At 67.8% G+C, this 19,443-nt stretch carries 18 protein-coding genes and 1 tRNA gene; 3 read left to right on the top strand and 16 right to left on the bottom strand.

The features are described 5' to 3' along the window. Positions 1-192: 192 nt before the first annotated feature. Positions 193-870, top strand: a complete 678-nt coding sequence (locus tag B141_RS41715; protein WP_020577025.1) for a site-specific integrase — start codon at positions 193-195, stop codon at positions 868-870. A 96-nt stretch (positions 871-966) separates the two neighbouring features. Here the strand turns inward: B141_RS41715 and B141_RS0120330 are convergent. The 7 genes from B141_RS0120330 to B141_RS0120300 form a co-directional block, all read right to left on the bottom strand. After that, a tRNA-Pro gene (locus tag B141_RS0120330) sits at positions 967-1,040 on the bottom strand. 87 nt (positions 1,041-1,127) lie between these two features. Further along, complete coding sequence (der, locus tag B141_RS0120325; protein ID WP_020577024.1) at positions 1,128-2,534, bottom strand: ribosome biogenesis GTPase Der; 1,407 nt, start codon at positions 2,532-2,534, stop codon at positions 1,128-1,130. Continuing rightward, entirely contained in the window at positions 2,531-3,289 is a 759-nt protein-coding gene (locus B141_RS41710) for a lysophospholipid acyltransferase family protein (protein ID WP_020577023.1), read from the bottom strand. Before B141_RS41710 ends, der begins: the two co-directional genes overlap by 4 nt. Before the next feature lie 112 nt (positions 3,290-3,401). Then, a complete protein-coding gene (cmk, locus tag B141_RS0120315; RefSeq protein WP_020577022.1) occupies positions 3,402-4,109 on the bottom strand; it encodes a (d)CMP kinase in 708 nt (235 codons plus the stop codon). 47 nt (positions 4,110-4,156) lie between these two features. Further along, on the bottom strand, positions 4,157-5,251 hold the full coding sequence (locus B141_RS0120310; RefSeq protein WP_020577021.1) for a prephenate dehydrogenase: 1,095 nt from the start codon (positions 5,249-5,251) through the stop codon (positions 4,157-4,159). Then, positions 5,248-5,679, bottom strand: a complete 432-nt coding sequence (aroH, locus tag B141_RS41705; RefSeq protein WP_084678399.1) for a chorismate mutase — start codon at positions 5,677-5,679, stop codon at positions 5,248-5,250. The genes B141_RS0120310 and aroH overlap by 4 nt, the downstream gene beginning before the upstream one ends. Positions 5,680-5,851: 172 nt before the next feature. Continuing rightward, entirely contained in the window at positions 5,852-6,856 is a 1,005-nt protein-coding gene (locus B141_RS0120300) for an acyltransferase domain-containing protein (protein WP_020577019.1), read from the bottom strand. Between the two features lie 160 nt (positions 6,857-7,016). On the opposite strand from B141_RS0120300, the gene B141_RS0120295 reads away from it, so the two are divergent. After that, positions 7,017-7,538, top strand: coding sequence for a DinB family protein (locus B141_RS0120295; RefSeq protein ID WP_026257409.1), 522 nt, complete (start codon positions 7,017-7,019; stop codon positions 7,536-7,538). On the opposite strand, the gene B141_RS0120290 is transcribed toward B141_RS0120295, so the two are convergent. From B141_RS0120290 to B141_RS0120265, 6 genes are all read right to left on the bottom strand, one after another. Beyond that, positions 7,525-8,361 carry an IclR family transcriptional regulator gene (locus tag B141_RS0120290; RefSeq protein ID WP_020577017.1) on the bottom strand — a complete coding sequence of 279 codons (837 nt, stop codon included), beginning with the start codon at positions 8,359-8,361 and terminating at the stop codon, positions 7,525-7,527. The genes B141_RS0120295 and B141_RS0120290 overlap by 14 nt on opposite strands. Before the next feature lie 67 nt (positions 8,362-8,428). Continuing rightward, on the bottom strand, positions 8,429-9,505 hold the full coding sequence (locus tag B141_RS0120285) for an ABC transporter ATP-binding protein (protein WP_020577016.1): 1,077 nt from the start codon (positions 9,503-9,505) through the stop codon (positions 8,429-8,431). Continuing rightward, positions 9,502-10,590, bottom strand: coding sequence for an ABC transporter ATP-binding protein (locus tag B141_RS0120280; protein WP_020577015.1), 1,089 nt, complete (start codon positions 10,588-10,590; stop codon positions 9,502-9,504). Before B141_RS0120280 ends, B141_RS0120285 begins: the two co-directional genes overlap by 4 nt. Before the next feature lie 5 nt (positions 10,591-10,595). Beyond that, positions 10,596-11,732 (bottom strand): ABC transporter permease, encoded by a 1,137-nt coding sequence (locus tag B141_RS0120275; RefSeq protein ID WP_237742752.1) that lies wholly within the window; start codon positions 11,730-11,732, stop codon positions 10,596-10,598. 12 nt (positions 11,733-11,744) lie between these two features. After that, on the bottom strand, positions 11,745-12,737 hold the full coding sequence (locus B141_RS0120270) for an ABC transporter permease (protein WP_020577013.1): 993 nt from the start codon (positions 12,735-12,737) through the stop codon (positions 11,745-11,747). Positions 12,738-12,758: 21 nt separating this feature from the next. Continuing rightward, positions 12,759-14,696, bottom strand: a complete 1,938-nt coding sequence (locus B141_RS0120265; protein ID WP_020577012.1) for an ABC transporter substrate-binding protein — start codon at positions 14,694-14,696, stop codon at positions 12,759-12,761. A gap of 332 nt (positions 14,697-15,028) precedes the next feature. Here B141_RS0120265 and B141_RS0120260 point away from each other — a divergent pair, with 332 nt between their 5' ends. After that, positions 15,029-16,480 (top strand): hypothetical protein, encoded by a 1,452-nt coding sequence (locus B141_RS0120260; RefSeq protein WP_020577011.1) that lies wholly within the window; start codon positions 15,029-15,031, stop codon positions 16,478-16,480. Positions 16,481-16,678: 198 nt separating this feature from the next. Here B141_RS0120260 and B141_RS0120255 read toward each other — a convergent pair whose 3' ends face one another. The 3 genes from B141_RS0120255 to B141_RS0120245 all read right to left on the bottom strand — a co-directional run bounded on the left by B141_RS0120255 (position 16,679) and on the right by B141_RS0120245 (position 19,427). After that, entirely contained in the window at positions 16,679-17,653 is a 975-nt protein-coding gene (locus B141_RS0120255) for a dihydrodipicolinate synthase family protein (protein ID WP_237742750.1), read from the bottom strand. Between the two features lie 125 nt (positions 17,654-17,778). Continuing rightward, a complete protein-coding gene (locus tag B141_RS0120250) occupies positions 17,779-18,537 on the bottom strand; it encodes an amidohydrolase family protein (RefSeq protein ID WP_020577009.1) in 759 nt (252 codons plus the stop codon). Next, positions 18,534-19,427, bottom strand: a complete 894-nt coding sequence (locus B141_RS0120245; protein WP_020577008.1) for an amidohydrolase family protein — start codon at positions 19,425-19,427, stop codon at positions 18,534-18,536. The genes B141_RS0120250 and B141_RS0120245 overlap by 4 nt, the downstream gene beginning before the upstream one ends. Positions 19,428-19,443 lie beyond the last annotated feature (16 nt).

Here is a 19,443-nt window from a genome sequence, read left to right as displayed (position 1 = left end):
CGATCAGGATCCTCTTCCTTACTGCTGATCTGGGCGGGAACGTGCCGCCGACCCTCGCGGTCGCGGAGGCGCTGATCGCCGAGCGACGCGCCGACCTGGTGGTCGTCGACTGCATGCTCCCGGCTCTGATCAGGGGCGCTCTCCGCAGCGGTGTCCCGGCGGTGATCCTCTTCCACACGTTGCGCCGAGCTGGTGGAGAAGGTCCCCAACGAGCAGGTTGGCGCCGACCGTGGCGCCTGGCAGACAGGCGACGCGACGACGTTCCTCCGCTTCGTCCGTGAGGACCGCCTGTACGCCGCGTGGCTCCTATCCCTGTTCGGGATGCAGCGCGGTGAGGTGCTTGGACTCCGATGGTCCGACGTTGACCTGACCGGAGACCAGGCGTCCGCGCGGCGGATGGACGGACCCTCCCTCATGGTTCGGCATACCCGCGTCACCGTGGCCGGGGAGGTCATCAACTCGGCACCGAAGACGAAGGCCAGCCGGCGCACCCTTGACCTTCCAGACCTGGTCGTCGATGCCCTACGTGCTCTGCGGAAGAGGCAGGCGGAGGAGAGGCTGGCGGCCGGTGTCGCCTACTGCAACGACGACGACCTGGTGGTGGTCGACGAGATCGGCCGCCCGTACCGGCCAGAGTGGTTCTCCGACCGGTTCTCCAGGCTGGCCGGGCAGGCTGGGGTACCGGTGATCCCATTGCACGGTGCACGGCACTGCTCGGCGTCTCTGCTGGCGGATCTGGGGATGCCGGACGTGATTGTCGCGGCGTGGCTCGGTCAGTCCCAGATCACGGTGACCCACGGCTATCAGCACGCCGTGCGGGAGGGCCTGAAGGAAGCCGGGAATGCCCTCGCGCGAGCCCTCGCCCAGTGATGTGTGTGAGATATCTGTGAGATTCCGCGGCCTACGCGGGCCGAGTCGACCCGCGTCGATACCACCGAAATAGCCTCTGACCTGCAGTGATGCTTGTCGGGCTGGCGGGATTTGAACCCACGACCCCTTGACCCCCAGTCAAGTGCGCTACCAAGCTGCGCCACAGCCCGTTGCCCGCAGAAACTGCCGAGCGGATGGAACCTTACCGCAGCCCATCCGCCCGCCCGCCACCGGCTTAGAGGTCGCGCTGCGACCTCTTAGCCTTGCCGCTTCCGCTTCTCCCGTACCCGCTGCGTGATCACCACTGGCGACCCGTCGAACCCGAACTCCTCCCGCAGCCGGCGTTCGACGTACCGTCGGTAGCTCGCCTCCAGGAAGCCTGTCGTGAAGAGCAGGAACTTCGGGGGCGCCGTCTGCGGCTGGGTCCCGAAGAGGATCCGGGGTTGCTTACCACCACGAACCGGATGCGGGTGGGACGCCACCAGCCGCCCGAGGAAAGCGTTCAGCTGCCCGGTCGAGACCCGCGTCGACCAGCCCTCGAGGGACGTGTCGATCGCCCGGACGAGCCGGTCGACGTGCCAGCCGGTACGCGCGCTGAGATTGACCCGCGGCGCCCATTGGACCCGAACCTGCCGGTCCAGCTCCTTCTCCAGCCGCAGCCGCCGGTCCTCGTCCAGCAGGTCCCATTTGTTGAACGTCAGCACCAGGGCCCGCCCCGCGTCCACGACCATCGAGATGATCCGCAGGTCCTGTTCGGACAGCGGCTCGCTCGCGTCGAGCAGGACCACTGCGACCTCGGCGCGTTCGATCGCGGCGGAGGTACGCAGGCTGGCGTAGAACTCGTGCCCGGACGCCTCGCGGACCCGGCGCCGGATGCCGGCGGTGTCGATGAACCGCCAGGTCCTGCCGCCGAGTTCGACGAGCTCGTCGACCGGGTCGACAGTGGTGCCGGCCACCTCGTCGACGACGACCCGCTCCTCACCGGCGAGCCGGTTGAGGAGGCTGGACTTGCCGACGTTCGGCTTGCCGACAAGGGCGATGCGGCGCGGACCGCCGGTACCTGGCTCGCGTTCGGCGGGCGCCTCGGGAAGCACCTCGAAGAGGGCGTCGAGAAGGTCACCGCTCCCCCGCCCGTGCATCGCGGAGACTGGCTGGGGCTCGCCGAGGCCAAGTGACCACAGCGCCGACGCCTCGGCCTCCCTGCGCGGGTCGTCGGCCTTGTTGGCGGCCAGGATCACCGGCTTGCCGGACCGACGGAGAATGCGGACGACGGCCTCGTCCACGTCGGTCGGACCGACGGTGACGTCGACGACGAAGAGCACGACGTCGGCGGCGGCGACCGCGAGTTCGGCCTGCGCGGCCACCCGGGCCATGAACCCCCTCGCGTCGGGGTCCCAGCCACCGGTGTCGACCAGGGTGAACCGCCGCCCACGCCAGTCGGCGTCGTACGCCACGCGGTCCCGGGTCACGCCCGGCACGTCCTCGACGACCGCCTCGCGCCTGCCGAGGATGCGGTTGACCAGCGTCGATTTTCCGACGTTTGGCCGGCCCACCACCGCGACGACGGGCGCGTCCTCAGGCGTCGCGTCACCGTCACCTTCAACGCCGAAGCCGTCGAGCTCCTCGACGTCGACGTCGTATCCCTCAAATTCCTCGTTGCTCACGAAACGTCCTCAATGTCGGTGCTGGGCCGGGCGATCGCGACCGCGCCGGGTTCGGGCTCGGTGGAGGCCCCGCCAGGTAGCCGCTGGCCAGTGACCTCGCACGCATAACGGACGTGGGCCGCCAGCCATTTCTGTAACCAGCGTGCGCGATCTTGGACCACGTCCTTGAACCGGGGCCACGGGATCGCCTCCAGGGCCTGTGGCTGGCCGAAGACGACGTCGAGCGTCGCACGCAACGCAGGCAATGCTCCCACCGACCCACCTCGTGGGCGTACACCGAGGCAGGCCACGGGTACGACGGGAGCGCCGGTGCAGAGCGCGAGGTAGGCGACGCCGGCCCTCATGGTGGAGAAATCTCCACTACACCGCGCACCCTCCGGATAGATGGCGAGCACGTCCCCGCGGTCCAGCACCGCGAGCGCGGACCTGACTGCCGCCCGGTCGACCGCCTGGCGATCGACCGCTATCTGACCGAGGTTCCGGAGTACCCCACCCACGCCGCGGAACATCTCCTCCTTGACCACCGCGTGTACGGGCCGGCGTACGACTCCGCACAGCAGCGGCCCGTCGAGGATGCCCGTGTGGTTGGACGCCAGGATCACCGGTCCCGCACTCGGCACGTGCCACAGGTCATGAACGCGGACCTTCCAGGCGGCCCGCACCAGCCCGGCGACCAGCGGTCGCGTGGCCCGCACACCGAAGCGGGGCGGGCCACCTCCTCCGTGCCAGTACGGCGGAACCTCCAGGCCGTCCATCGTTCCCCCTTGACGATCGTGCCTACGAACCGCGAATCATGGCACCCGATCTGGTCCGCTCCGATCCGGTACGCCGGTACGCCGGTGCGCGGCACGCCCCGGCCCGGTGTGCTCAGCAGGCGCCCGAAGCTCCGACCCGCTCGTCGGCCAGGGCGCAGATGCGGTCGATGACCTGCTCGAGGTTGAGTTCGGTGGTGTCGAGGACCACAGCGTCAGCGGCCTGGGCGAGCGGCGAGGTGGCCCGGCCGGAGTCGAGCTGGTCGCGGCGGGCCATTTCCTGCTGGGCGAGGTTGACCTCCACCTTGGCGCCGGCGAGCCCCTCGGCCGCCCGGCGCCGGGCGCGCTCCTCCGCGTGCGCGGTCAAGTAGACCTTGACGTCGGCATTGGGCGCCACCGTCGTACCGATGTCGCGTCCCTCGACGACGATGCCTCCGGCGTCGATCTCGGCCCGCTGCAGCATGATCAGCCGTTGTCGCACGGCCGGCACCGCGGCGACCGCGCTCACGGCGTTGGTCACCTCGCGGGACCGGATCGGGCCGGAGACGTCGACGCCGTCGACGGCGACCGTGGGAGCGTCGGGGTCGGTGCCGATCTCGAGCCCGGGCGCGCCCGAGCGGGCAGCCACCTCGTCAGCGTCATCGACGGGAACGCCGGCCCGCAGCATCCACCAGGTGATCGCGCGGTACATCGCACCGGTGTCGAGATACCGCAGTCCGAGCCGCCGTGCGACCCCGCGGGACGCGCTTGACTTCCCCGAACCTGACGGGCCGTCGATGGCCACCACGATCCGGTCCAGACCTGCCTTGTCGGCCCGCTCCACCTGTTGTCTCCTCCCTCAGGGCGACCTGCCCTCGATCCCGTTGGAGGCTACCCGTGGACGTCCCACCCGTGCTGCGCCAGGGCCTCGAGCAGAGCGGGTACGACGTCCTGATGGACGGCCAGCTGCACCAGACCCGCCGGAGCGCCCGGGCTGTGATCGATCCGGACGTCCTCGATGTTGACGCCGGCGGCGCCGACGTCGGCGAAGAGCCGGGCCAGCTCGCCCGGCCGGTCGGGCAGAATGACGGGTACGGAGGCGAACTCCTCCGGGCGGGCGCCGTGCTTGCCGGGCAGCCGGCGGACGCCGGTCCCGCCGCGTTCGATGGACGCCCGCAACTCCTCGACGCTCGGCGATCCTGGCTCCAGCTTCTCCAGCGTGAGCGCCACCTGGTGGAGGTTGTCAGCGGCCTCGTGCAGGAGGCGGGCCACCGGCTCGGCGTTGGCGAGGAGGATCTGGGTCCAGAGGTCGGGGTCTCCCGCGGCGATCCGGGTGACGTCCCGCAGGCCCTGCCCGGCCAGGACCAGATGCCCCTCGGCGGCGGTCGTGAGCATCCCCGCAACGACGGAGGACGCGACCTGCGGTAGGTGCGAGACCAGCGCGACCGCCTCGTCGTGGTCGGCCGGCGTCATGCGTACGGCGAACGCCCCGCAGGCCGCGACCAGGCTCTCCACCACCTCGACCGCCTCGGGACGGCTGCCCGGATGCGGGGTCACCGCCCACGGCCGGCCGTCGAAAAGCTCGGCCCGTGCGGCCAGCGGCCCCGACTGCTCGCTTCCGGCCATCGGATGGCTACCGACGTACCTGTCAAGGAGTGCGGGCGCGTGCCTGGTCGCGTCGGCGAGCGCGGCCGCCTTGACGCTCCCGAGGTCGGTCACGGTCGCCTGGGGGAACCTCGCGAGCGCGGCCGCGATCACCGGCCCGAGCGCCGACGGGGGTACGCCGACGATCACAAGGTCGGGCTGCAGCTCCGCGTCGGGCGGCATCGGACCACCCGCGCCCAGCGACACCGCGACCCGCAGGTGGGCCGGGTCGGCGTCCTCCAGATAGACCTCGACGCCCGCACGCCCCAGGGCGAGCGCCACCGAGGTGCCCATGAGACCGGCACCGATGACGACGACCTGGCGCAGGGGTGGCTGAGTCACGGCCGGACCTCGGACGCTGGCGCGGCGCCGGCGAGCGACCCGGCCGGCTCGTCAGGGACGGCGTACACGTGCGAAAGGTCGCGCCGCAGGGCGGCCGCACCGTGGAGGTAGACGTGGGTGATCTGCTGGCGGGAGAGGTCGGTCTCGACGTGGGCCATCAACCGGACGACCCGCGGCATGGAGCCGTCGATCTCGAGTTCGCGCGCGCAGAGCAGGGGCACGTCGGTCATGCCCATGAGGCGGGCGGCATAGGCCGGGAACTCCGAGCGCACGTCTCCGGTGGCTGTGAACACGACGCTGATCAGGTCGTCGTTGGTGAGGTCGTTGCTCCGCAGGACCTCCTTGACGAGCTCCGCGACGCGCTCCAGCAGGTGCTCGCGTTCGTCGGCCTCGAGCTGGGTCGCGCCGCGCACTGCCCGAACAGCCACCGTCCGTGTCCTTTCGTACGCCGTGTGGGCGCGGCAGCCTGCTGCCGCCTCCTGGTTTCCGGCTCACCATATCCACGCCCGCCTGCGTGCCCGGCGTGCAGGCGGGCCTGCCCCGCGGCGTGGCCCCGATGATCAGAGCGCGTTCCCGATGATCAGGGTGGGTTGCAAGTGATCAGAGTGCGACCCAGCCCGAGCGGACCTTCCAGTGCTTGCCCGCTTCAAGGTGCGAGACGACCGCGCGTTCCAGGGTGGAACGCCGCGGCAGCTGGTCGATCGACGGGTTGATCATCCGGAACACGAACTGGAAGACGTCCTTGTCGCCGTCGTGCCCGCCCGGCACCACCTGGAAGCGGCGCTGGAACCTGATGATGTTGGAGTCCTCGGGCAGGTAGTCGGCAAGCTGCGGGTCGAGGAGCCAGGATGTGCAGAGCGCGTACCGGTAGTTTTCCTCCGGAAAGTACCGGTCGTAGAAGTCCTTGGCCCTCCGGAACGACTCCTCGCACGCCTCCTGAGTCATCGGACCCGACTCCGGAATGTGAACGCCGAGCGCGGTGTCGCCCGGACGGAACGGCGCGCCCGTCGCCTCGATCATCTGCTCGTCGTAGTGGATCTTGCCGCGGTTGAACTGCAGCCGGCCCATGTCATAGATGAGGCCCCGGAAGTGCAGCGAGAACCAGAACTGCACGTCGAGCCCGCCCACGCCGTTGATCCGGCGGTAGATCGCGATCTGCCGGCCGAGGTCGGCGAGCGTCGCCCAGCTCACGTCCTCGGAGATCCCGCGCTTCTCGTGATAGCGGAGCACCGCCGGGATCGAGGCGAGGAACACGTGCGGGTAGAAGAACCGCCCCTTCGCACCGAAGTCCGCCGGCAGGTGCGGCCACCGCAGCCACTGCGCGTCGAGGTTACCGAGGTCCCGAAGCAGGGTCTGGTGACATCGCTGGAGGAGCCACCAGAGTTCGGGATCCTCAGACGGCGAGGGCCTGGTCGCCTTGAGGTCCTCCGCGTCGTCGGCGTGGACCCCGAGTCGCTCGAACAGCTCGTCGAGCTGGTCAGGCTCAGGGAGCGCCACCTCCGCGGCCGGCGGGCCGATCCGGTCCAACTCCTCCACCCAGGTGGTGAACTCCTCCGCCGACCCCAGGCGCGCGGCCACCGCCGCGGCATCTACGAACGCACTCACGCGTCGCCTCTCCCTTCAGCCGAGCCGCACTTTCCGTCGCTGTCGTCCCAGTGGGACCCGCCGAGCCTAGCTGCGCGCAGGGCCCGGCGGCGGGGCGGCGTATGCCACTCGCGGACACGTCGTCCCCCCGGTCAGCGCCTGATGACAAGCTGTTGCTCCCATGAGACCTGGCCGGGAGAACACCTCCAGACAGCGCCCACCCGCGAACGCCGACGAGCGCACCATGCTCACCGGGTGGCTGGACTGGCAGCGGGCCACGGTACGCCTGAAATGTGCCGGGCTTTCGGACGTCGACGCACGCCGAGCGCCGCTTCCGTCCTCGCCGGTGATGACCATCGCGGGCGTGGTTTCGCATCTGCGCTGGGTCGAGCACGGTTGGTTCGAGACCAGCTTCCTTGGCGAGCCGGATCGCGCGCCGTCGACCGACGATGACCCGCACGCCCCGTGGCGCGTTGGCGGCATCCCCCTGGCGCGGCTGCTGGATGAGTACGACGAGCAATGCGAACGCTCGCGGGCGATCGTGGCTGCGCACGACCTGGACGAGCTGGAACGCTTCGCCCCGCCGGGCCTCGAGCTTGTCTCGCTGCGATGGATTCTCGGGCACCTGATCGAGGAGACCGCGCGGCACCTCGGCCACCTGGACGCTCTCCGCGAACTCGCCGACGGCGTTACCAGCTACTGAAGCGACGGTCGTCGGTGGCCGCCGGCAGGACAGCGGAGCCCAGCTCCGCCGAGATCGCCGCGGCGGCCTGGCGTACCGCCTCGATCGCCTTGGGGAGGCGCTCCCCCATGAGTTCCCGCGCGAACCCGGTGACGCCGACAGAGAACGCCGCCCCGCCAGAGGCGTCGAAGACGGGAGCCGCCACACAGCTGATCTCGGCCTGCTCCTCCTCGTCCTCGACGGCGTACCCGCGTTCACGGGTCGTGGCCAGCTCCGCGCGGAACGCCTTGACGCTGGGACGCCGCGCGTTCGGCCCGCTACCGGCGACGAGCTGGTCGACTAGCGGCACCAGCGCAGGCTCGGGAAGGTACGCCGCGATCGCCCGGCCGAGGGCGGTCAGGTTGTAGGGCGCGACCTTGCCTACGAACGTGTCGAACTGGATGAACCCCGGAGTCGCGGCCTTAGCGACGTACACGATCGTGGCCCCGTCGAGCACGCCGAGATGGGCCGGCATGCCGAGTTCGTCGCTGAGGCGGCGCAGGTGACGCTGCGACACGCTGGCCGGGTCGACCTTGCGGATCAGCTGGGTCGCGAGCGCGTACATCCGCAACGTCGGACGCCAGAAGTGGCTGCGCCCGACGACCTGGCGGGCGGCGTACCCGCGCACCTCGAGGGTCTGAACGATCGACGCGCAGGTCGCGAGGGGGACGCCCGCGGTCTGCGCCAGCATCGTGAGGGTCAGAGGGCCCTCAGCCTCGACCAGCGTTTCGAGCACCGTCAGCGCGCGGTCGGTCGACGGTGACGCTGGCCGGGACTTGGGTACGGCTGCTTCTTCCGCGCTCACGCGGCCCTCCTCGCTGGTCACTCCGGTCCCCCGGATCCGATCCCGCCTTTCTTCAGCATCTCGAAGATTAGCTGTCGGTGACGCCGGCAAGCTGCAGGCTGTCGGCGTAATGGCACCTCGCGGCGGCCGATCTCCCCAGAGGAATGAGGGCGGGCTCATCGGTGGCGCAGCGGCCCTGGGCGTACGGGCACCGCGGGTGGAAGGTACATCCAGGCGGTGGGGACGCCGGATCAGGCACCTCCCCCCGCAGGGGCACGCGCTTCTTGGTGCTCCGTAGCCGAGGATCAGGCAGCGGCAGTGCGCGCAGAAGGCTCTCCGTGTAGGGGTGTCGGGGACGGGTGAAGAGGTCGTCAGTGGCGCCCTCTTCGACGATCCGTCCGAGATACATCACCGCCACCCGGTCGCACAGGTGCCGGATCACCGACAGATCGTGGGAGACGAAGAGGTAGGTGAGGCCGAGCTGTTCCTGCAGATCCTCCAGCAGGTTGAGGATCTGGCTGCGTACGGACACGTCCAGAGCCGAGACCGCCTCGTCGGCAACGACCAGACGCGGCCGGGTGACCAGCGCACGGGCGATGCCGATCCGCTGGCGTTCACCCCCGGAGAACGCGTGGGGATAGCGGCGCATGTATTCGGGGCGCAGGCCAACCAGCCGGAGGACCTCCGCCACCCGATCTCTCAGCTCCGCTCCGCGGGCGAGGTCGTTGACCAGGAGGGGTTCGCCGACGATCTGCAGCAACGTCATCCGTGGGTTCAACGAGGAGTTCGGGTCCTGGAACACCGTCCGGATCTCACGACGGTACGGCCGCAGCTCGCCCCTCCCGAGCCTGGCGAGGTCGACGACGGTGCCGTCCTCACGGCGGTACGCGAGCTCCCCATGGGTCGGTTTGTACGCCCGCAGGACACAGCGGCCCAGGGTCGTCTTGCCGCAACCGGACTCGCCGACGAGGCCGAGGGTCTCGCCGCGGCGGATGCTGAGATTGACCTCGCGGACGGCGTGGAAACTCGTCCGGCCGGTGAGCCCCAGGAAGCCGCTGGAGAGCTGGAACCGCATGGAGAGGTTCCTGATCCGCAGCAGGACGTCGGCGCTGGCGGCACCAGACGGTGCGTCGGTGTGTGACCGGTCCGCGTTGACCGTGGTCATCGGCTCACCTCCCCGAGGGTGTCGACGCCGGCCGCGACGTCCGCCGGAGTTTGGTAGAGCAGGCAGCGGACAGCGCGGCTCCCGGGGTGGTCCGCGGTGCCGGTGGCAAGGACCGGCGGAAGCTTGTGGTCGCACTCGCCGGGTATCGCCTGGCGGCACCGGGTGTGGAACGGACAGCCCTTCGGTCGGTGGTAGGGATGCGGCACCGAGCCGGTGATCGTCGTCAACCGCTGCTTGGCGCGCGGACCCGCGGTCGGCACTGACTCCAGAAGTGCTTTGGTGTAAGGGTGTCTGGGGTCGTGGAAGAGTTCGTCAACCCCGCATTGCTCCACCACCAGGCCGAGATACATGACCGCGACCTCATCCGCGATCTCGGCCACCACGCCCAGGTCGTGGGTGATGAACATGACGGCCATCCCGAGCTGTTCCTGGAGCTCCTGCAGGAGTTCGAGGATCTGGGCCTGGGTGGTGACGTCGAGGGCGGTGGTCGGCTCGTCGGCGATGAGGAGTTTGGGACGGCAGGCTAGCGCCATCGCGATCATCGCCCGCTGCCGCATGCCACCTGAGAGCTGGAAGGTGTACGCGTCCACCCGGTGCTCGGGTCGCGGGATGCCCACCCGGCGCAGCTCCTCGATGGCGCGGTCGCGTGCCTCCTTTTTGGAGACGTCCTGGTGGGTACGGATGTTCTCCGCGATCTGGTGTCCGATCGTGTGCACCGGACTCAGGGAGACCATCGGCTCCTGGAAGATCATCGCGATCTCCTTGCCCCGGATCCGCCGCATCGCACGACCGCGCGGATCCAGCCGGGCCAGGTCAACCACACCGTGCTCGGCCGCCGCGGCCCGCGGTTCAGCTGGCGCGCCCAGCCGGAAGAGGATCTCGCCGTCGACGATCCGTCCGGGCGGGTCGACGAGCTGGAGGATCGAACGTGCCGTCATGCTCTTGCCGCACCCCGACTCCCCCACGACACACAGCGTCTGGCCTTCGCGTACCACCAGGTCGACGCCGTCCACGGCGCGGACCACGCCCTCCGGCGACGCGAAATGTGTGCGCAGCCCGCGCACCCGCAACAACGCAGGATCCATTGTCCTCAGCTCTCATAGGGATCGGCGGCATCACGCAGGCCGTCACCGACGAAGTTCAACGCCATCACCGCGACGACGACCGCGGCCCCGGACAGCAACAGCCACGGCGCGGTCGAGAGCACTCGGACGTTCTGGGCGTCGTTGAGCAGCACTCCCCACGACACGACTGGAGGCTGGAGTCCGAGACCGAGGAACGACAGTGCGGTCTCGCCCAGGATCATCCCGGGGATCGAAAGGGTCAGTGAGGCGATCACGTGGCTGGTGAACGCGGGCAGCATGTGCCGCCGGATGATCCGCATCCGGCGTACACCATCCAGCTCCGCGGCCAGGACGTAATCCTCCGATCGGATCTGGAAGAACCGCGAGCGCACCACCCGCGCCAGGCCGGTCCAGCCCATCAGCGACAGGATGATCGTGATGGCGAAGTACGACGTGATCGGTCCCCACCCGGACGGGATGGCGGCGGCGAGACCCAACCACAACGGCAGGGTGGGTATCGACATGAAGAACTCGATGAATCGCTGGATGAGATTGTCGGTGATCCCGCCCAGGTAGCCGGAGATACCGCCGAGGAGCACGCCGAGTGCCAGGCTCAGGAAGACCCCGACCAGGCCCACGGACATCGAGATCCTCGAGCCGTAGATGAGCCTGGAGAAGAGATCTCGTCCCTGCTCGTCAGCCCCGAACAGATACATCGGGTCCCCTGGTTTCACCGGTCCGAAGAAATGCCGGTCGGTCCCGAACAACCCCCACAACTGGTAGGTCTCACCGCGCGGAAAGAACCGCAACGGCACCCGGGTGGACCGGTCGACGGTGAAGGTCCGCAGCAGCGTCTCCGGGTCGGGCCGGGACTTGTAGCCGTACACGAAGAAGTGCACACCACCGTCGAACGACACGTGGATGCGTTGGGGAGGTGCGTACGAATAGACGGCACGATAGTGGTCCTGGGTGTGTGGGGCCCAGAACTCACAGAAGGCCGCGAGCAGATAGAGGAACCCCAGCACCACCAGACCGGCGACCGCCAGCCGATTCCGGCGGAAGCGCCACCACACCAGCTTGTACTGCGGCGCGACATAGATCTCCTCGTCCCTGTCCGGGTCCCTAACAGGGTCGCTCGCCGGGTCACTCACAGGGTCATTCACAGGCACCCCTCCTTACGCATAGCCGGCACGGACCCGCGGATCGACGAGCACGAGCAGGATGTCGGAGATCAGGGTGCCGATCACGGTGAGCACGCAGGCGATGAAGATGATGCTGCCGGCGAGGTACATGTCCTGACTTTCCAGCGATCGCAGGAGGAGTGGGCCAGTTGTTTCCAGTCCCAAGACGGTCGACACCAGCACCTCACCGTCGAACAACGCCGGAATCAGCCAACCGACCGTGGCGATGAACGGATTCAGCGCGACCCGCACGGGATAGGCGACCAGCAGCCGGCGTTCGGAGAGCCCGCGCGAGCGTGCCGTCACGACGTACGGCTTGCGTAGCTCGTCCAACAGGTTGGCCCGCAACACCCTGATCGTGCCGCCTATCCCGCCAAGCGACAGCACCAGCACCGGGAGCCAGAGGTGGTCCAGGAAATCCAACAGTTTCCCGAGATTCCAGGCCGCGTCGGCGTACTCCGGCGAGAACATCCCGCCGACCGCCTTGTCGAAGTACCTGAACTGGATGAAGGCCACCGTCAACGCCAGCAGGAATCCGGGAACCGCGATCCCGACGAAGGCCATGGATGTCAGCACGTAGTCGCCGAGGGAGTACTTACGGACGGCTGAGTAGATGCCCGCGGGCAGCGCGATCGCCCAGCCGAACAACCACACGGAGACACCGAGGCCGAGGGTCAACGGAAGACGCTCACCGATCAACTCCGAGACCGGCTTGCCATACAACATGGACTGGCCGAAGTCGCCACGGGTGACGATGTTGGTGATCCAGGTGGTGTACTGAACGACCATGGGCTGATCGAGTGCGTACCTTTGACGGAGCGCTGCCAACTGAGCCGGCTCGATCGTCTGCCCCTGCTGGGAGAGGTTGGCCACCACCGTGTCGAGGAAGTCGCCCGGCGGCAGCTGGATGATCGTGAACGACACCAGGGACACGAGAAATACCGTCGGTACCATCGCCAGGACACGGCGGAGTAGATAGAGCCCCATCCTCCTCCCCTCTCCCTGTTGTCAGGAATGCCGGTCAGGATTCTTGAAGTACAGCTGGGAGAGGTCCATGGCGGCCTCATAGTGCGTACGGAAACTCGCGACGGCCTTCTCCCGGACGTTGCCCAGGTCCTCGCTCACGACGACCGGCGTGAACGGCGGCTTGACCGTGCCGATGATCCAGACGTTCTTGTCGTGGAGCTTGAGGACCTCCTGACCGATCTGGAGTCGAGCCTGGTCGTCGGCGGTCTGCTTCAGCTCGTCATAGAGCACCTGGAGCTGCCGGATCTCACCTTCCGGCTTCATCGAGAACTTCCCCTTCGGGTCGCCGTACCAGTTGCCGTACTTCGGTGCCCAGTAGGTAAGGCCGCTGGTCGGGACGTACCACAAGGAGTCGATGTCCCACAGGTAGCCGGCCGGCGGATAGCCCGCGATGTCGTAGTTGCCTTGTGGAATCTGCTGGTACCACAACGTGTTGGAGATGTTCTTGATCGACATGGTGATGCCGACCTTCGCCCAGTAGCGGCGTACGTACTCCAGGACATCCACCATCGCGACACCGACACCCACCTCGAACGTCGTCGCGATCAGCTTCAACGGCCGGCCGTCCGGTCGCAGCCGCCTGCCGTCGCTCCCGCGTCTGGTGAGTCCAGCGCTGTCGAGATATTCGTTGGCCTTGTCGAGATCGAACTCCGTGAAGCGCTCACCCATGCCCTTGACGAAGTACGGATCCTCCGGCTGCGCACACGGATGGGTCATGATGCCCTGGCCGGCCAGCAGAGCGTCGTTCATCTCCTGCCGGTTGATCGCGTGCGAGAGGCCGGCACGAAACTCGACGTTCTGGAAGAGCCGGCGAAGCACCGGGTCCGGGTGGCTCTGGTTGAGGTTGACCGCCGAGAACATCCCGTCCGGCGTCCACCGCAACACCTTGTAGGGCTTGGCCTCTTCGTTCTCGATGAGCAGCGGGATCACCGCCGACTGGATGTCCCATGCGGCCAGGTCGAGTTGACCGTTGGATGCCCGTAGTCCGAGCGTCTCTCCCGGAAGCACCGTGAACACGGCGCCATCGATGTACGGCAACTGCCGACCGTCGGGATCGACCTTCCAGTAATAGGGATTGCGCTCCACCGTCGCGGTGTTACCCGAACCCGAGATCGGCTTGGTGACCCGCCAGGGCCCGAGGACCGGATAGTCGGGGTTGAGCCAGATGCTGCGCCGGTTTCCGTAGAGGTCCTGCCAGGTCGCGACCTTGTATTCCTTCAGCAACGCGGCCAGCTTGGTCTTGTCGACAAACCGCGGGTGGAACTGCTTCAGGTAGTGGCGCGGGTGCAGCAGGTCCCCTGACGCTCCCATGAAACAGAGGTACTTCAGCAGCAGACCGTGCGGTGCGGCGAACTCGAACCGGATCGTCTGCTTGTCGACCTGCACGAACTTCGCGGGCTTGCCGCCGGCGGTGAGCCAGGTCGGGAAGACGGGATAGTGCTCGGGGTTGGTGTAGACGTTCTCGTACACGAACATCAGGTCGTCGGTGGTGAACGGCTCTCCGTCAGACCATTTCAGGCCGTCCCGCAGGTGGAAGACATAGGCCTTCCCGCCGTCCTCGATCTCCCAGGATTCGGCCAGACCGGGGCCCGGCTCCGGGGGTGTCGTCGGCGTCCATTCGACCAGCGACGCCCAGGTCATGTACTGGTTGCTGCTGAAGTTGCGGTCGATCTGGGCCCGCTGGAGCATCCCGCCATAGACTCCCGGCCCTTGGAGCGGTTTCACCACCATCGGCTTCTTCGGGATCCGCTCGGCCAGCGGCGAAAGCTTGCCGGCCTTCACCTGCTCCGCCAGCATCGGCGCTTCCTTCGCACCTGACGCTGCCTTGGACGGACCCGCCTTCTTCTTCGGATCGGTGGAGAGGAACGAACACGCACTCAGCATCGTGCCGCCCACCAGGGCGCCACCACCGACCTTCATGAGATCCCTGCGAGAGAAATTCGAGGCCACTTCCAGCCCTCCTCGTCGCCGGCGACCGCGCCGCATCACGCGGCACAGGTGCGCCACCATCGCCAGGTCGCCCAGAGCCCCCGAAGTGCTGCCCACCGGGCCCGTCTCATCTCGGCCGCAAGAGGCCTTGACGAGAACGAAAGATATTCGAGAATGGAGACATATCTACGAGATAAGAGATAGTAGCGTGATCGCGGTCGCGTGCCCAGCCCCTGCCGGTTACGGCTTCGTCACCAGCTGGCTACGGCTCCCGGCAACGCCTTCGCGCCCCTCGTGTCCACGACAGCTTCGAAAGGGACGTCATGACGACCGGGACAGCCACGGCAGGCCGGCACCGCCCGAGCAATCTGATCCCGCCGGGCGGCATCCGCGCCACCCAGTGCGGGGGCAACACCGTTGGTGCGGCCCTACGGGAGGCTTCGCCCCGCGAGGACGGATATCGGCACCTCGACACGCCCGCCCTCATTGGCAGGCTCAAGGAACTCGGCGCCAACACCTATATCTATGGCATCTGGGATTCCCCCACCGACTGGGATGACCTGCGACTCGAGTTCGCCCCGGCGGCGGCCGAGGCCGGAATCGACGTCTGGATCTACCTCGTCCCCCCGAGCGAAACCGACCGCGCGGGCGGCCGTGCCTCGCGGCCTTACGTCATGGACTATCTCGCCTGGTCCCGCGCCTGCGCGGAACTCTCGCTGGAACACCCGAACGTCAAGGCGTGGGGCATCGACGACTTCGAGTTCAACCAGGACACGTTCACCACCGAGTACGTCGCGCACATGCGGAAGATCTCCCGCGACATCAATCCCGAGCTCGCGTTCTACCTGTGCACCTACTACCACGCGGCAACAAACGCGGAGTTCCTGGCGAAGTACGGACCGCACCTCGATCTCGTGCTCTATCCGTTCCTCGACGGCCACAACCTCAACACCCAGGTGGCCGGGAGCGTCGGCCAGTGCCTCGACGACATCCGCGCGGCCGTCGCACCCCACGACCTCGACGTCGTACTTCTCGTCTACACGGGACGTTTCCTGGACGCGTGGTACGAGCCGACCGACGACTACAGCGCCGCCGCGGTCCGGACGGGCCTGGAGTATGCCCGAGACGGCCGGATCGCCGGTGTGACGGCGTACGGTCTCCAACTCGACGACGCACCGACGATCTCCTCGCACAACAAGGCGATGTACGGCAACGGCCGGCTCAGCTTCCTGGTCCCACCGATATCCACTGAGGAGGGCGCGTACGCCGAGGCGGCCCAGATCGTGCGGGTCGACCCCGACGCCGCGAGATACGAACTCTCCTTCTGGCACAACGACGTCTTCAGCTCGAAGTTCGGAACTCCTGGCAAGCACCTGAAGCAGGTGCTGATCGACGATGAGGTCGTGTGGTCCGAAGACGTCGCCGTGCCGTACGGATTCCCACTGTGGCAGCAGTGCTCGACGCTGCACGGCCCGCTTGACGTGACGAGCAGGCTGCGTGGCAAGAGCAGCGCCAAACTCGCTTTCCGGCTGTACGAATATCGCGGCGGTGGAGAGGTCTTTCCGGTCGACACCGGCTTCGACCACATCGAGACGATCGGGTTCACGGTCGACAACCCTGGTTTCGAAAGCCGCGCGGGCTGGACTCTGACCAGGAGCCACGGCGTGCCGCTGGTCGCGATCGATCTCATCGTGCCCGATCAGCCACGGCGTACCTTCGCCGCCGTCGCGGCGGAATACCACGCGGCCGCCGAACGCCTGGCAAGCAAGGGTTGACACCGGCGGGTTGATCCAGGGGTTGTCCCGGGGGACGGGCTTCTGGAGTTGGCGGAGTGAAGTTGATCAACGGTCTCGGATTCGGACATCCGCTGCGGGGAGCGCCCGTTCTGCGGACCGTTGATCAACTTCACCATGCGGCTGGGCCCGGGAACGACCCCGAAGTCGAGGGTCGGGCCCAAGTGATCGCGATCCAGGTCAGATATCGACCGGCGGCAGGTAGTCGGCGAACTCCGCCAGGAACCTGTCGATCATCGCGACCTCTTCGGTGTCCAGCTCGTGCGCCGGCATCCGGCAATGTGAACTCTCGAAGAGCCCACGGCGCACGGAGATCAGCTTCTCCGCCGCGATGATCAGCTCCGTTTCGAGCATCCAGTAGGAGATGTACGGCAGCAGCCGGCGATGGAGCTCCGTCGCGCCCTCTGGCTCACCGGCCTCGAACCGCCGCCAGATCTCGACGTACACCTCGGTGGCCGAGCAGCCCGGCTGGAGCCCGACGGCACCTCGCCGCACCGCGTCAGGCAACTGCACACCGGCATACCCCACGACCGCGGACAGCGCGGGCTCCTGCGCCCGCAGGGCCGCGATGAACGCGCCGGGTGGTGTCGACTCCACCTTGACGAGCGCGAGGTTCGGGTGGTCGCGGGCAAGGGCCGCGATCGTCCCGGCATCGAGGCTGGTGCCGGTCTGGTGCGGGGCGTACTGCAGCACGACAGGAACGGGCGCGACCGCGTCGAGCACCGCACGGACGTGCGCCCGCACGGCCGCGGGCGTGGGCGCGAGGAAGTACGGCGGCAGCAGGTTGATCAGGTCGGCGCCGTCCGCGACGAGTTGGCGAGCATGCGTGATGGCGAGCGTGGTCGCGTGATCCTGGACGGCGAGGATCGCCGCCACGTCCGGACGGTCGCGGGTGTGCTCGAGCAGGACGCCGACAAGCCGCTGGCGTTCGTCGTCGGAGAGCTTGTGGAACTCCGACGCGAAGCCCGGGAACATCACGCTCGTGACCCCGGCCCCGAGCACGTGGCGCACCACCCGGTCGAAACCCGCGTAGTCGACCTCACTGGTGTCGGTGAAGGGGACTTCCAGGACGGGTGAGACCCCACGCACCAAGGAGATGGGATCAGGGTCGCGCCGGGCTGACGCCAGCGCCTCAGGGTTCCTGGTCGTGGACACCCGCACCTCTCAAGCTCGCCGCTGTTTCCTGAGGACCAACTCTCTACGAAATGCCAGCCATATTTCTTAAATACCGAACGTCGTTATTGAAGCACAGCGAACGCCGTCCGTGAAGACGCGATCGTTCAGCTCCAGGTCGAGGGCGCGTGCGGGCCGAGCAGGCGGACGACCGAACCGCTGAGGACGTCAGCACGCTGCTCCGCGGAGATCGTGGACCATTCCAGGACGCGGGCGAGTTCGGCCCTGGGCACGGTGTAGGGAGCATCCGTGGAGAAGGCACACCGCCGGGTGCCAATCTCCGGGTCGCGGGCGAACTCACTGAGCACCGTGTCCCACGGCGCGTATGCCGTGTCAGCCCAGAGGTTCGGCGCGTGCCGCAACGCCGGTGCGGCATCGATCCAGAAATCCGTGGCGCCGCTCTTGCCCATGAAGAACCGTAGCTCCGGATAGCGCCGGGCCAGCGTCGCCACCGGCAACGGCAACGCGGTCGGCGGGGTGCCCGTACGGATGTAGACGAACCAGTCCTGCTCGCCGGCGTACGCCAGCAACGGGTCGAGCAGACCGTCCAGCACGTCGAAGCCCTGCAGGACCGGGTCGACCGCCAGCGCGACGGCACCGGCGTCACGGGCGCGGGCAAGTTCCTCGACCGCTCGTCGGCCACGCCAGGGATTCGCCACCGCGTACGCCAGCAGGCGACCGCCTGAGGCAAGTGCGGCTTGACAGACGGCCGCGTTGCCCTCCTGGTTGTCGTAGGCCGTGCAGCGTTCGTCGGGAGCGACGAGTGCCTTGTCGATCCCGAGCTCATCCATGGTCGCGAGGAGCTGGTCGGCGACCAGCGTGACCTCCCGGCCCTGCCCCAGCCGCACGTGGGCATCGATGATCATCGCCGTGCTCCTTCCGAACCTGGCTTCGCCAATCCCAAGGCGCTCAGGGCGTCCGCGTGGATGATCCGCTCGATCGCGTCGTCTGGTACCCGCGGAAGTTTGCTGCCCTCGACGATGGCGTTGACCCGTCGAAGTCCGTCCATCGCCTCCGCCGACGTCGCGATCGGATAGTCGGAGCCGAACAACAGCTTGTGGGTGACGTTCCATTCCGTCGCGAACGTCAGCGCCTCCCAGCACAGCCAGGGACGCAGGTAGATCGAGGACACATCCGCATAGACGTGCGGGTGCTTGCGGATCACCGACACGGTTTCGCGGACGAATGGATGACCCAGGTGGGCCATCACGATCCGGAGTTCGGGAAAGCGCAGGGCGATGTCGTCCATCACCAGCGGATGCGTGTAGCGCAACGGCGCCTCCCGGATCGGCGAGGTGCCCTGGTGGAAGAGGATCGGCAGGCCGGCGCGTTCGCAGTACCCGTAGAAGGCCAGCGCTTCGGCGCACTGCGGATCGAAGTTCTGGTAGTTGGGGCCGAGCTTCACCCCCACGAGGCCAAGCTCGACACAGCGTTCGACCTCGTCGAGGACAGCTGTCCAGGTGGGGTTGACAGACATGAAACCGATCCGCCGGTCCGGGGCCGCGGCGACGAACTCCGCGGTCGCGTCGTTGGTGCGTTCCGGCGGATAGGGCAGGCCGGTCGCGTGCAGCGGATCCTCGACGGCGATATTGAAGACGATGGTGACGTCGGCGGCGGCCTGGTGCCGGTCGAAGTCGTTCCAGGAATTGGTGGTGACGACGGGCCGATCTGACCGCCAGCCCTCAAAGACAAGGCGTTCGCCGTCGGGAACCTCGAAGCGGTGGGTGGGTGTGTGGTTGTGGACATCGACGATCATCAGGGACCGGCGTCCT

This window comes from Actinopolymorpha alba DSM 45243 (assembly GCF_000373925.1).
GTDB lineage: Bacteria > Actinomycetota > Actinomycetes > Propionibacteriales > Actinopolymorphaceae > Actinopolymorpha > Actinopolymorpha alba.
Note: the sequence above shows the minus strand (reverse complement) of the source record. Positions and strands in the feature narration are given on the sequence as shown.